This is a genomic window from Alkalimonas amylolytica (assembly GCF_900107845.1).
Classification (GTDB): Bacteria; Pseudomonadota; Gammaproteobacteria; order Enterobacterales; family Alteromonadaceae; genus Alkalimonas; species Alkalimonas amylolytica.
In genome coordinates, this window is the sequence record NZ_FNRM01000003.1 from 487,162 (window position 1) to 501,053 (window position 13,892).

The 13,892-nt window shown below is 53.7% G+C and carries 11 protein-coding genes; 4 read left to right on the forward strand and 7 right to left on the reverse strand.

The window, feature by feature from the left end:
- Positions 1-7: 7 nt before the first annotated feature.
- Positions 8-991 (forward strand): amidoligase family protein, encoded by a 984-nt coding sequence (locus tag BLW37_RS08585; RefSeq protein ID WP_245785663.1) that lies wholly within the window; start codon positions 8-10, stop codon positions 989-991.
- Complete coding sequence (locus BLW37_RS08590; protein WP_091341874.1) at positions 976-1,656, forward strand: gamma-glutamyl-gamma-aminobutyrate hydrolase family protein; 681 nt, start codon at positions 976-978, stop codon at positions 1,654-1,656. The genes BLW37_RS08585 and BLW37_RS08590 overlap by 16 nt, the downstream gene beginning before the upstream one ends.
- Here BLW37_RS08590 and BLW37_RS08595 read toward each other — a convergent pair.
- Together BLW37_RS08595 and ltaE are read right to left on the reverse strand one after the other, a co-directional pair.
- Positions 1,653-2,489, reverse strand: a complete 837-nt coding sequence (locus tag BLW37_RS08595) for an EamA family transporter (protein ID WP_425426617.1) — start codon at positions 2,487-2,489, stop codon at positions 1,653-1,655. The two genes, BLW37_RS08590 and BLW37_RS08595, sit on opposite strands and share 4 nt — an antisense overlap.
- 115 nt (positions 2,490-2,604) lie before the next feature.
- Complete coding sequence (ltaE, locus tag BLW37_RS08600; RefSeq protein ID WP_091341876.1) at positions 2,605-3,699, reverse strand: low-specificity L-threonine aldolase; 1,095 nt, start codon at positions 3,697-3,699, stop codon at positions 2,605-2,607.
- Positions 3,700-3,852: 153 nt separating this feature from the next.
- On the opposite strand from ltaE, the gene BLW37_RS08605 reads away from it, so the two are divergent.
- Positions 3,853-4,917, forward strand: coding sequence for an alkene reductase (locus BLW37_RS08605; RefSeq protein WP_091341878.1), 1,065 nt, complete (start codon positions 3,853-3,855; stop codon positions 4,915-4,917).
- A gap of 169 nt (positions 4,918-5,086) precedes the next feature.
- Here BLW37_RS08605 and BLW37_RS08610 read toward each other — a convergent pair whose 3' ends face one another.
- The 4 genes from BLW37_RS08610 to BLW37_RS08625 all read right to left on the reverse strand — a co-directional run bounded on the left by BLW37_RS08610 (position 5,087) and on the right by BLW37_RS08625 (position 11,601).
- Positions 5,087-6,550, reverse strand: coding sequence for a diguanylate cyclase (locus BLW37_RS08610; protein WP_091341880.1), 1,464 nt, complete (start codon positions 6,548-6,550; stop codon positions 5,087-5,089).
- 76 nt (positions 6,551-6,626) lie between these two features.
- Positions 6,627-9,140 carry an EAL domain-containing protein gene (locus tag BLW37_RS08615; protein ID WP_091341882.1) on the reverse strand — a complete coding sequence of 838 codons (2,514 nt, stop codon included), beginning with the start codon at positions 9,138-9,140 and terminating at the stop codon, positions 6,627-6,629.
- A 152-nt stretch (positions 9,141-9,292) separates the two neighbouring features.
- Positions 9,293-10,891 (reverse strand): ABC-F family ATPase, encoded by a 1,599-nt coding sequence (locus BLW37_RS08620; protein ID WP_091341884.1) that lies wholly within the window; start codon positions 10,889-10,891, stop codon positions 9,293-9,295.
- Between the two features lie 95 nt (positions 10,892-10,986).
- On the reverse strand, positions 10,987-11,601 hold the full coding sequence (locus BLW37_RS08625; RefSeq protein WP_139243684.1) for a hypothetical protein: 615 nt from the start codon (positions 11,599-11,601) through the stop codon (positions 10,987-10,989).
- A gap of 125 nt (positions 11,602-11,726) precedes the next feature.
- Between BLW37_RS08625 and BLW37_RS08630 the strand changes: the two genes are divergently transcribed.
- Positions 11,727-12,950: an iron-containing alcohol dehydrogenase gene (locus tag BLW37_RS08630; RefSeq protein WP_091341887.1), complete on the forward strand. Its 1,224-nt coding sequence runs from the start codon at positions 11,727-11,729 to the stop codon at positions 12,948-12,950.
- Here BLW37_RS08630 and BLW37_RS08635 read toward each other — a convergent pair.
- Positions 12,937-13,878 (reverse strand): M14 family metallopeptidase, encoded by a 942-nt coding sequence (locus BLW37_RS08635; RefSeq protein ID WP_091341888.1) that lies wholly within the window; start codon positions 13,876-13,878, stop codon positions 12,937-12,939. The two genes, BLW37_RS08630 and BLW37_RS08635, sit on opposite strands and share 14 nt — an antisense overlap.
- Positions 13,879-13,892 lie beyond the last annotated feature (14 nt).

The window sequence follows — 13,892 nt, forward strand, 5'->3', positions numbered from 1 at the left end:
AGCCATGATGACCGAACAAGCAAGCTTGCTACCGCTGCCTTTTGCCAACAGCCACCGGGGCAACCCAAGACGCATTGGCGTTGAAATTGAACTTAGTGGTCTTACTCTGAACGAGCTTGCTGAATTGGTGGCGTCAGAGCTACAACTTACTACCGAGCAAAAGGGTCGTTACGATCTGCGTTTAACCGGCGATCAAGCCGGTGACTGGGTGGTGGAGCTCGATTTTCATTTACTCAAAGAATTAGGAAAAACACAGCAAGACCCCGGCAGTCTGTCAGAAAGTGCCGAGCAACTGCTTGCTACGGTGGCCAGCCAGTTGGTACCGCTGGAGCTGGTGAGCCCGCCCCTGCCGTTTGATCGCCTGAGTGATATCGAGCGCATTATCAGCCGCTTGCAGCAGCAGGGTGCCAAAGGTTCTTCCGATGAGTTTCAAAATGCCTTTGGCTTGCAACTGAACCCGGAGATCCCATCAAGCGACCCGACTGTTTTGCTGCGCTTTTTGCAAGCCTTTGTCTGCCTGCATGACTGGCTGCTGCAACAAGAGCAAATCGATGTGACCCGGCGTTTAACCAGTTACATCAACCCTTACCCCAAAGCCTACCAAAAGCTGATTTTGGCTGTCGATTACCAGCCAGATTTGGCTCAGCTCATTGATGATTACCTTACGCATAATCCCAGCCGTAACCGGGCGCTGGATTGTTTGCCGCTGTTTATGGAGCTGGATGAAAGCAGAGTCAAAGCCGTGATCAAAGACGAACTGGTCAAAGCCCGGCCGACCTTTCATTACCGCCTGCCCAGCTCCGAACTGCAACAGCCCGGCTGGGGCTTGCACCGGGCCTGGAATGGCTGGATCCAGCTTGAGCAACTGGTAGCCAACCCGGAGCAACTCAAAGCCTGCGCAGCTGCTTACCTGGCCTTGCTGCACAAGCCGCTGGGTAAACTGCTGCAAGACTGGCCTATGCAAGTGGAGCAACGATGGCTAAACCGGTAATTGCCATTACAGGACCAGAGCGCGGCGCTTTCGGACCTCGCTTTTTGGTGGCACTGGCGGTGCGCTGTTATGGTGGAGTCCCCCTGCAGTTGCGACCATCCCAACACGAACAATCCGTCAGCTTTGATGGCGTGGTGGTGACCGGTGGCCATGATGTAGACCCGGTACTGTATGCGGCCGAGCCTGAAGTCCATCCAAAGTATGATCCAGAACGGGATAAACTGGAAATGGCCGTGATTAAGCAAGCTTTGCAGCAGCGCAAACCATTGCTGGGCATTTGCCGCGGCGCACAGCTGCTGAATGTGTGCCGGGGTGGTAACCTGCACCAGCAGCTAAAAGAACATCGCTACAACACCTCGCATCGCTGGACGGTATTGCCGCTAAAAACGCTTTGCCTGGAAGAAAGCCCCTCGCTGCTGGCCAAGCTGCTTAAGTGCCAGCGCTGTAAAATCAACAGCCTGCACAACCAGGCCATCAATCAATTAGGCGATGGTTTAAAAGTGGTAGCACGAGACCTGGATCAACTGGTGCAAGCCATTGAAGATCCAGACTACCCCTTCTTACTGGGTGTGCAGTGGCACCCGGAGTTTTTGCTGTTTCTGGGCCGCCAGCGCCGCTTATTTAAAGCCCTGGTTGCCAGAGCCCGCGAGCAACAACAAGGCTAAGCCCACATCACGCAGACAGCTGCCAGCACGATCAGAGCTAACCCCAGATGATCGCTACGAGCCAGTTTTTCTTTGAAGAAAAATGCCGAAATCAGCAGCATAAAGAGCACTTCAACCTGGCCCAGTGTTTTTACCAGCGCCACCGACTCCAGACTCATGGCGGTAAACCAGCCAATGGAGCCCAAACAACTGCACACACTGATCAGTAGCGTTAAGCGCGGCCTTTGCCACAAGGCCAGCAGCACAGCCGGATCGCGTAGCAGCAACCAGCCAATTAACAGCACACTTTGCAGGCAAATCACCAGCAGCAACACCCAGGCTGCGCCATGCGGGAAAGGCAGCCCGAGCACCAGGCTGGCTTCGCGCACCCAGAGTGAGGTCAGCGCAAAGGATAAACCACTGCCAAGCCCAAGCAACAAGGTTGGCCAGGACAGAGCCCGCAGTCGAGCACCACTCAGTAACCAGATAGCCGCAGCCCCCAATAATACACCCAGCCAGCCCAGCCAGCTTAAAGGGGCACTGAAAAACAACACGCCAAGGGCAGCGGCCAGAATCGCTTCACTTTTAGCCAGGCCTGCCCCAATGGCGTAATTACGCCGTTGAAACAGCTGCACCATCAACGACGTTGCCAGAATTTGTGCCAGCGCTGCGCCCACGATATAGCCCCAGAACCAGCCCTGAAACTGACCGCCACTGACCGGCTGCCAACTGTACAGAGCCAGCAAATAGAGCGCTGCCAATGGTGAGGCCCATAAAAAACGGGCCAGGGTGACGCCGGTGACCGGCACCTCCAGGCTAAGCTGTTTTTGAAACGCATTGCGCCAGGCCTGCATAAAGGCCGCCAGCAAGGTAAAAGGGATCCAGAGCACAGGGGCATCCTGCTTATCCAACCATGCCGCATGGTAGCAGGCATCTGGCCGTCCAGACAATGGAATCTGCCGATACTAGTTATTCATGGCTTGCATACTGCCGGCTAAAGTTTTCCAGCAAGGCAAGCGTGCGGGCAATATCTGCCGCCTGGATATCCAGGTGGCATACCCAGCGCAAGCGATGCCACTCAGTACCGCCATGGCTGTAGTTGCTGCCGCTTAGCAGCACCCCCTGTTGCTTTAGGTAAGGCAGTAAGGCTGCCGCCAGCGGCGGCGCCATATCGCAGAACAAGATATTGGTTTGTACCGGTTGCAGCCGTAACTTGCCCTGCCAGCAGGCGTAACGCTCTGCCAGTTGCTGTATTCCCCCGGCCAGTTGCTGACAATGGGTATGATCATCAGCCAACCTGAGCACCTGATGCTGCAAAGCATAGTGCCCGGCTGCGGCCAACAGGCCGGTTTGCCGCATACCGCCCCCCAGCATTTTTCGCAGGCGACGGGCTCGACCGATCACTTCCTTAGAGCCTAATAATAACGAACCAACCGGTGCTCCCAAGCCTTTGGATAAACACAGCGACAGAGAATCATAACCCTGGCACAACTGGCGCGCCATCTGCCAGACATCCCGCTCCCGCTCAGCCGCAAGGCGGGTGGCGGCATTCATCAAACGGGCGCCATCAATATGGCAGGCCAGCTGATGCTGTCTGGCCAGCTTTGCGACACTGGTCATGTACTCCGGGCTTAGCACCTTGCCGGCGATGGTGTTTTCCACCACCACCAAACGGGTGCGGGCAAAATGAGGGTCGTCCGGTTTAATCGCCGCGGCGATGTCTTCCAACAACAAGGACCCATCGGCCTGCACGGCTAATGGTTGTGGTTGAATAGAGCCAAGCACAGCGGCACCGCCACCTTCCCAGCGGTAGGTGTGCCAATCCTGCCCAAGGATGACTTCATCGCCGCGTTGGCAGTGACTCATCATGGCCAGTAGATTGGTTTGGGTGCCGCTTGAGGCAAAAAGTGCGGCTTCAAAACCCAGCTGAGCAGCCGCCCAGTCTTGCAGCGCATTGGTGGTTGGATCGTCCGAAAATACATCGTCACCCAGCTCAGCGTCCATCATGGCTGCTTTCATGCCTGCGGTCGGTTTGGTGACGGTATCGCTGCGAAAATCAATCATGGGAAGCCCCGCTGTGGACAAAATTGGCTCAGTGTCGCCCGAGCCTGGCTGGGATACAATCAAAAAATCGAACACTCAACTGAATTTTATGCAATTTAATCGCAATGACCTCGTCCCCATAGTAATGTCAGGCAATCAACCAAGGACCAGCCCATGACCGATTTATTTACTCCGCTTAAGTTAGGCAAAACAAGCCTGCCCAACCGTATCCTGATGGCACCGCTGACCCGTTGTCGGGCCGACGCCAATCATGTGCCAACCGCCATGATGGCCGAGTACTATGCGCAGCGTGCCAGTGCTGGTTTGCTGATTGCAGAAGCGACCATGGTAAGCGAAGGCAATTCCGCATTTTGGCGTGAACCTGGTATTTACTCTGCGGCTCAAATCAGCGCCTGGCGAACGGTCACTGATGCGGTGCATGCCAAAGGTGGGCGGATTTTTTTGCAGATCTGGCACGGTGGCCGGGCTTGTCATCCAGCGTTGAATGACGGTGCTACTCCGGTCGCTCCATCCGCCATCGCCATTGATGATACCGTGCATACCCCGGAAGGAAAACTACCTTATGTGGTACCGCGCGCGCTTGAGCTCAGCGAAATACCAGCCATAGTCACTGCCTTTCGGCAGGCTGCGCTCAATGCCATTGAAGCTGGTTTTGATGGCGTTGAAATCCATGGTGCCAATGGCTACCTGCTGGATCAGTTTTTGCGCAGTGGATCCAATCAGCGCAGTGACCACTATGGTGGCCCGCTGGAAAACCGTGCCCGCTTATTATTCGAGGTGATTGCAGCTGTTACAGCGGCCATTGGCCCTGATCGCACCGGCCTGCGTTTATCACCACTCAATAGCTTTAATAGCATGCTGGACGATGATCCCATCCAGCTGATGCAGTATCTGGCCACCGAGCTCAACCGCTATGAGCTGGCTTATTTGCACCTGATGCGGGCGGATTTTGCCGGCATACAGCAGGCCGATGTGATCTCAGTCACCCGTGAGCACTATCAGGGTACTTTGATTGGCAACATGGGCTACAGCGTTGATGAAGCAAGCTCTGCGGTAGCAAGCGGCCAGTTGGATGCGATCGCCTTTGGCAGCGCCTATATTGCCAACCCTGACTTGGTTGAGCGTTTTGCCAAGCAGCTGCCTCTGGCCGAACCGGATGCGGCAACATTTTACACCCAGGATACCAAAGGCTATACCGACTACCCCAGTCTCGCTTAAATACCAAGGCTGCAGACAAAATGGCTTCGGGCAACCGAAGCCATGGTCATACCAGGACTCAGAACGCAGCAGCATCCAGCCAAGCAGCAACAAACTCAGCATGAGTGCGGTGGATGAGCGCCAGTACTGGCTCCAAGGTTTCGATGCCTTGTGCCCGACCAGGCCGTTTTCAGCTGACAGCAGCCACAAAGGGCTTTGCCAGGCAAATCCTGTCCCGGCCCTCAGCCTTGGCCTGATAGAGGGCTTTATCGGCCCGCTCAAAGCAAGCCATCAGCGGCTCTTTCGCCCCCTGCTCCGCCAGTCCGAAACTGCAACTGAGTTGCACACTACCGGCAAATAACTGCTGGCTGATGCTCTGGCGAATACGCTCCGCCAGGACCTTAGCTTCAGGCAAACTGGTTTTCTGGCAAAGAATCACAAACTCCTCACCGCCCCAGCGGGTTACCTGATCACCATCGCGAACTTGCTGCATTAATTCATACGCTAACTCCTGCAGTACCTGATCCCCAACCAAATGACCATACTGATCGTTGATCTGCTTAAAATAATCGATATCGAGCACAATCAGGCTAAATGCATCGTCGCTATGTGGTTGTCGCCGCTGCTTTTGCATCGACTGATCAAAGTGATTGCGGTTGTACGTCTTGGTCAAAGGATCATGGCTGGATAAAAATTGCAATTTGTTGACCGCTCGCTGAAGCCGGGCCTGGGTTTGCTTGAGTTGCTGATTTTTTTCCTGCAATTTCCGGTTAAAATAACTGCTGCGGTAATTCCAGAGCAGCAGCAACAGAATGATACCCAGCGCAGCAGCACTTACTTGCCAAATCAGCCGGTAATTGGTGTGGTCGATGACTTCAATTTGGGTCCAGTTGCGGTAAATCTGAATGCGCTCAGTGTCGCTAAGTTCTGCCAATGCCTGTTCAAGTACCGGGATTAACGGCTCAAGCCCGGTAATCACACCAAGCCGTAGTTCATCCTCCAGCCCGACCCAGCCTGCAATTTTCATTTGATACAAGGCTTGCTGTTGGATCAATGCATTGATGGAATACAAGGAGCCAATAAAGAGATCAGCCCTGCCGCTGGCGACTGCCGTCAAACCATCGGCTTCACTCTGCACCAACACGATAGGGATCTCTGGATAATGCATGGCCAGATACTCCAACAGCCGATAGCCCTCAGGCACGGCCAGCGAACGCTCCCCAATATTATCCAGGCTTTGTAAAAATGGCTGCTCGCGCAAAGACACCAGCACATTGGGCGAGCGGAAATAGACGTCACTAAATACCAGATATTGCTCCCGCTCTGACGAGCGATTCAGCATTGGCGTGAGCTGGCAGTCGCCTTGTTGCAAGGCAGTCAGGGTCTGGTTCCAGGACTCAGTTGGCAGCAGCACAAACTCAATACCCGTCGCGCGCTGCAGGTAACGAATGTAGTCAGCAGAGATGCCAACATGGCTGCCATCAGCAATTGCTTCGTAAGGCAACCAGTCAGGATCCACGCAGTATGTTATTTGCTGCGGTAATGTCGCCCAGGCACTAAGCGATAAAAAGCTGCCACCAAGCCATAACAGGCAGCAGCAGCGACGAATCGTTTTGATGGCACAACAGGTCCGGTTTGGTGATTTATCTCGCACACTTACAGCTCTGTACTTCGATCCCTGATTTAAAGCCTAGTGTGCTTTTGAAAAAATTCGAGTTTTCAAGCTGGATTTATCTTTGGCTAAACCATGACTCGAAGTCAGCTACGGCCTGCGGCTTAGCAAACAAATACCCCTGAAAACAATAACAACCACTAGCCAGTAGTAGCTGGCGCTGCGCTTCTGTTTCAACGCCTTCTGCCACCAGCGCCATGCCAAAGGTGTTGGCAATGCCGATGATGGCCTCGACAATGGCCCAGTCTCTGGTTTTCTCGCCATCTTCACTTTGCCGGACAAAGTGTTGGTCAATTTTCACTTCATCAAAGGGCAAGCGGGATAAATAAGACAAGGATGAATAACCGGTACCAAAGTCATCCATGGCAAAGCGCAGACCCAGTGCTTTTAGCTGCTGCATGCGATGCACCGCGTCATCCAAATCCGTTAATACCAGGCTTTCAGTGAGCTCCAGCGTCAGTTGTGCCGGATCCACCTGATACCGGGCAAGCAAGTCCGACATCAAACGCACAAAATCTGGCTGATAAAATTGACGCACGCTGATATTGACCGAGATACACAAGTCAGCCAACCGGGGCTGCTGTTGCCAACGCTGCAATTGCAAACAGGCTTGCTGCAATACCCAGTGGCCAATGGCCTCAATTTGACTGGACTCTTCTGCCAAGGGAATAAAGTAGGCCGGCGAAATCATGCCCCATTGTGGATGCCGCCAACGGATCAATGCTTCGACAGCGATCACCTGGCCCGCCTCTGTTAACTGAGGCTGATAAAACAACATAAACTCGTCAGCCACCAGCGCCCTGCTGATGGCCTGCTCCAGTTCAAAGCGTTGCTCCACCTCTGCCAGCATTTGTGGGTCGAAAAACCGTACCTCGCTACCGCCGGCCTGCTTGGCATAGCTCATCGCCAGATCAGCCCGCTTTAGGCACTCCTCGGCTTGTTCCTCTGCAGAGAAAGTATAGACCCCAACACTAACCGAGCTGTTGTACTGATGACCACTGATGGCAAAAGGCTGCTGTAACCGGACCAACAGCTGCTCAGCCTGCTGCTCGGTAATATCCCGCGCCAAAGTTGGGATCGCAGGCAAGCGTCCCAACACCATGACAAACTCATCGCTACTTAAGCGGCCACAAAAGGTTGTTGTCGGCATTTCCTGAGCTATTCGATGGGCGACCTGCATTAACAACTGATCGCCAGCCTGATGGCCAAGCGTATCATTCAGCCGTTTGAAATCATCCAAATCAAGGTAGATAACCGCAGCAAAATAACCACTATGCGCCATCTCCTGCAATAGCTCCTGCAAGCAAAGCAGAATTTTCTTCCGGTTATAAAGCCCGGTTAACTCATCGTAATATGCCAGCCGATGAATGGTCTCATCGGCTGCCTTGCGCTCAGTAATGTCGGTAATAAAACCGAACCAGCTAATGCCATCCGCCTCTTGCTCCGGTACCGAGTTGCCCAGCACCCAGCGGCTATTTCCTTGTTCATCCAGCACTCGGTATTCATAATTCCAGGGCGAGAAATCGGCTGCTGAGCGCTCTATCGAGCGCAGCATGCCTTCCCGATCGTCCGGGTGAATCACATCCATCACCCTGGAAGCATCCAGCGCAGCCTGTTGCGGAGAAATTCGATAAATATCACGAATGGCTTCACTGGCATAAGGAAAAGTAAAGCGCCCGTCGCTGCTGAGTTTGAACTGATACACCAGCCCGGGTACCCGCTCGGAAATACGCTGCATCCGCTGTGACCAGAGCAATGCCATGCGCTCCGATTGGCTGCTTTCCTTTTCCATATGCTGCAAGCGCTGACGCATCCTAACCGCCACGGCAGCGATAACAAGCAGTCCAACTGCAACCATCACCGCCAAAGCTCCTAGCGTAGCTTTGCTAATATGAACGCCACTCAAGCCTTGAATCGTCTCAGCGGGCAGATACAAGGTAGCATGCATCGCCAGGTAATGCATACTGGCAATCGCCAGCCCCATCACCACGGCACTGATCAGCTTCAGGATCTCATGTTGAGTAATGAAAGGACGTAGCAATGGCCGCACTGACAGCGCCAAAGTGGCCAGCACCACAGCTACCAGCACGGAAACAATAAAAAGATCCAGCCGATACAACCGCTCGGCCTGAAGCACCATAGCGGCCATACCGGTGTAATGCATAATGCCAATACCGGCACCCATCAAAAAGCCACCCAACACGATGCCACGCCAATGGATCTTCGGCATGGCAACCACATGCAAAATCACGGCGGCTGCCAGCACGGCCGGGACTATCGACAATAAAGTAGCCCCCAACTGATAGTCCACTTGCACCGGCAGCTCAAAGGCCATCATGCCAGTAAAGTGCATGGCCCAAACGCCGCCTCCCAAGGCGATGGCACCCAGGCCATGCCAAAGTCGACGGATGTGGATGGAACGGGTAGAGCGCATTAACTGGCCGAAGTTAAAACTGGTATGGGCAGCCAAAATGGCAATCAGCAACGACAACAGCACCAGTAAGGGCTGATGGCTACCACTAAGGGCCTGACTGAAGTCGGTTGTATGATCGGCAAATGCCAGCAGTGACATACAGGTTCCTGCAAAATAAAACGCTAAACTAACTATAAAGTTCAGTGCTTTGACGGTGAGCTGCTTTGTCTGATCTAAGCACAGCAATGACTATTCGTCGAGCCAGATAAGAGAAACCCAGCCGAAGCCGGGTTTGTTGATGGAGTCACAACTTAGCGTTGTTGTTGGTCTTGCTCTTTCAAATAGTCATCGTAGCTACCGGCAAAGTTACGCACGCCATCGGCAGTGATTTCAATGATGCGGGTGGCCAGTGAGGAGACAAACTCCCGATCGTGACTAACAAAAATCAGGGTACCCGGAAAATCCAGCAGGGCCTGGTTTAGGGATTCAATGGATTCCATATCCAGGTGGTTGGTCGGCTCATCCATTAACAGAATATTGGGCCGCTGCAGCATCAACTTGCCAAAAATCATCCGGCCTTTCTCACCACCCGATAAGGCTGTGACCGGCTTTAAAATATCGTCTTTGGAAAACAGCATGCGGCCAAGCACAGCACGCACGGCCTGTTCATCCTGCTGCGGCTGCTTCCATTGCAACATCCAGTCAAACACCGTCATTTTGTGCTGGAACAAATAGGCATGATCCTGAGCATAATAGCCAATTTCGGCATTCTCTGACCATTTCACCAGACCTGAGTCTACCTGATATTCACCCATCAGGCATTTGAGCAAGGTGGTTTTACCAATACCGTTGGCACCAATTACCGCCACTTTTTCGCCCACTTCAATCAGAGCGGATACACCTTTTAATACCGCCAGCTCATCAAAGCTCTTTTGCACATCTTTTAATTCCAGTGCCTGACGATACAGCTGCTTATGCTGCTCAAAACGAATAAAAGGGTTAACGCGACTGGATGCCTTGACTTCCGCCAACTGAATTTTCTCAATCTGCTTGGCTCGCGACGTGGCCTGCTTGGCTTTGGAGGCATTGGCCGAAAAACGGCTGACAAAACTTTGCAGCTCAGCGATTTGCTCTTTCTTCTTGGCATTCTCGTTCAGTAATTGCTCCCGGGCCTGAGTGGCCGCAAACATGTACTGATCGTAATTGCCCGGATAAAGCCGAAGCTCACCGTAATCGATATCGGCCATATGGGTACATACCCGGTTTAAGAAGTGCCGATCGTGCGAAATGATCACCATGGTGCTGCTGCGCTCGGCCAGCACATTCTCCAGCCAGCGAATGGTATGAATATCCAGGTTGTTGGTCGGTTCATCCAACAGCATGATATCCGGATTGGAGAACAGCACCTGCGCCAACAGTACCCTTAGCTTTAAGCCTGGTGCCAGCGTCGACATCAAATCAAAATGCTGCTCGACCGGAATGCCAACGCCAATCAGCAACTCGCCAGCACGGGCTTCGGCAGTGTAACCATCCATTTCGCCAAACTGCACTTCCAGATCGGCCACCCGCATGCCGTCTTCTTCGCTCATCTCGGCACTGCCATAGATGCGATCACGCTCGGCTTTTACCTGCCACAGTTCTTCATGGCCCATAATCACCGTATCAACAATGCTGAACTGTTCGTAGGCGAATTGATCCTGCCGCAGCTTACCAACCCGCATATTGGGCTCGACCGAAACATTGCCAGCAGAAGGCTCCTGCTCACCACTTAAAATGCGCATAAAGGTGGACTTACCGCAGCCGTTGGCACCAATCAGGCCATAACGGTTGCCCTGGCCAAATTTAACGGAAATGTTTTCAAACAGCGGTTTGGAGCCAAACTGCATGGTGATATTGGCGGCAGAAATCATGCTTTTCAGTGTCTCGGATGGTTGCAGCAAAAGGGGCGCTAATCTACGCGAAATGCAGCCTTAGCGCAATGCCATGCCCGAAAAAAGCGCATTATTTAATCATGGCCCCAAGGTGCCGGTGGCTGCTCCGTCAAAGGTTCGGTTAAGTCAAAATCAATGCGCCAGCTCCAGTTGTCACCACGGACTGTGCCATAGGTGTAACGCACTCCGGGTTCAATTTCGATGCGCCAGCCACGAAAATAGCCCGATTCTTCAGTACGCGGGATCGATTGAAACTGCTGCGTGATGACAGAGCCTTCGCCAACGGTGAACCCGCCATACATGGTGTTGCTGTCGTCACTGCCATCGGCTTTGCGGTGATCGTGCCGGAGCTCCAGGCCATCGGCATGGCGACTGATGATCCAGGTGCGGGAGCGATCCCAGCTTTGGCTTGCTTCCAGCTCGATATGAAAAGGTAATTTCAGCTGATCGTCACTGCACTCCCGGAAATGCACAATCAACAGCTCAGTCCCCGTTAGCATGTCATCGCCTTGCGGCTCCAATGTCAAACCACCGGGGTAAGCTTTGCCGCAGTGCTGTGCCAGGGCCTGAAAAAACTGTTCAAACGGCTGGCTGTCGGCTGCAGGAGCTCCATTGGTACTATTTTGCATGTGCGGGTTGCACCCTGCCAGCAGCAACACCAAGCTTATCCATCCTATTCTTTGTTTCATCGAATCTCTCCCAGGGGTTTGTCTGCATCTACCCTACTGCATGCCGCTTAGGCTGGCAATTGACTTTGCATAGCCGCTTTAATTGGTGTACAAACCTAAGTATTCACCATCACTGGTTTAGCAACATGCGGTTTACCCTGGAAAAAATGGCCTTACGCCTGTACATGATGGCTTTGAAAATGGGCACGGCTTTGCTGCCCTTTCGCTGGCCGAGGGTCTTTCAAGGCCCTGGTAGCAGCCGCTTGTTGCTGCAGCATATTCAGCAGCAGGAAACCGGCGGCTTGCTGCTGGTAACTGATAGTGCCTTGCGGCAGCTGGGTTTGCTTGATCCCTTACTTGCAGAACTCGAAAGCCTTGGTATTCGCTACCAGATGTTCGATCAGATCACACCGGATCCAGTCAATGCGCAAATTGAAGCCGGTTATCAAGCGCTGGTGGCAGCCGATGCCAACGCCTTGCTGGCGGTTGGTGGTGGCTCGGTGATAGATGCCGCCAAACTGATTGGCGCCCGGGCAAAAAATAAAAAGTCGGTGTTAAAAATGACTGGCATGCTCAGGGTGTGGCGTGGCATGCTGCCGGTCTACGCCATTCCCACCACGGCGGGTACCGGCTCTGAAGTGACCATCGCAGCCGTGGTGTCGGATCCGGAGCGCCAGCGAAAGCTGCCCTTAATTGATGTGCGTTTGCTGCCCAAAGCTGCCGCCCTGGATGCTCATCTGATGGCCGGGCTTCCGCCTGCCATCACCGCCAGCACCGGCATGGATGCGCTTACCCACGCCATTGAGGCCTATTTATCACGAAATGCCACCCGCACAACCGATCAGCAGGCACTGGCGGCAGCCCAGGCGATTTTTAGTCATTTACCGCGCGCCTTTGCACACGGTGCAGATCTGGAAGCACGCCAACAGATGGCCGAAGCCTCTCACTTGGCCGGTAAAGCCTTTACCGTGGCAGGCGTGGGTTACATTCATGCCATCGCCCATCAGCTTGGTGCCCACTATCATATCCCCCATGGATTAGCCAATGCCATGGTGATGCCCTCTGTGCTGGCGTTTTCTCTACCGGCTTGTGAAAAGCGCATGGCCAGCCTTGCTCGTCATTGCCAATTGGCAAGTAGTACGCAAAGTGATCAGCAGGCCGCGCTGGCCCTGATTGATCACATTATTCAACTGAATCAAAGCTTTGGAATTGCCAACAAAGTACCGCAGCTGCAAGCATCCGATATTGCCGCCATTGCCAAAGCAGCGCTGGCCGAAGCCCGCTTTACCTATGCGGTGCCGCGCTACCTGAACCAGCAAAGTGCCGGGCAACTTATAAGCGAGCTGCTACCGGACGCTAGCGCTGATTAAGCAGGTAATCCAGCGCACCACAAATAGCGGCTTGCTGAGCCAGCACACAGTTTTCCGGCGTGCTGCGCGGACTGTCCGGGTAGACCTCCGTGGTGGTAACAAAAGCCGCATCGGTCATGCCTGCGCATAGCCCGGCTCCTTTGGTATCGTACAAAATCACCCCTGACTGCACCAGAGGCTCACCAATCAAGCAGCCCTGCTCATCCGGCTCGGCAATATGAGTGACCTTTGCTACCGCCTCGATAATGGCTTGCTGAAAGGCGGGGGCGGGCTGCTTCGTATCCCCCACCAGATAAAAACCATCCGGGATATTCCAGTTGGTATTGACGGTGCCATCGCGTGCTGCTTTGGCCGGGCGGAACTCGCTGTTGTCGCTGTCGGTGGTTTCGTGCAAATCGATGTGTGCCAGCCAGTTGGCAGTGACTGACTGCACATATTGCATTGCCTGGGCCGACTCCGGTGCCGGGCTTGGGATAGTCAGGTTTTGCTTGGTAAATGAGCGATTGGGATCCACCGCCTTTGGATTCCAGCGGTTGATGGTCTCATAGCCCCAGGGGCTTACACAAGGCAGCACCAGCAGGTTGAAATGCTGGCTGTAACTCAGTGCTTGCTGACGTAAAAAAGCCAAGGCACCATGCACCCCGCTGGTCTCATAGCCGTGCACGCCACCGGTTACCAGCACCGAGGGTTTGGCCGGATCCCAGCAACGACTTTTTACCGCAAACAGCGGGTAGTCAGCACCAACCAGCTCCCGGTGATCCAACCGACCATACTGCTCCACATCAAAATCCTGTTGCAGTGCATTCAGCTGGCTTAGCACATCACTTTGATAACTGCGCTGAATTTGCTGCTGCTTTAACCATGCAGCCTTTTCAACTTCGCCCCATGGCGTGTTTGCTGTACCTATCGGGTAGGTCGAGGACATCATACAACGGCACCTTA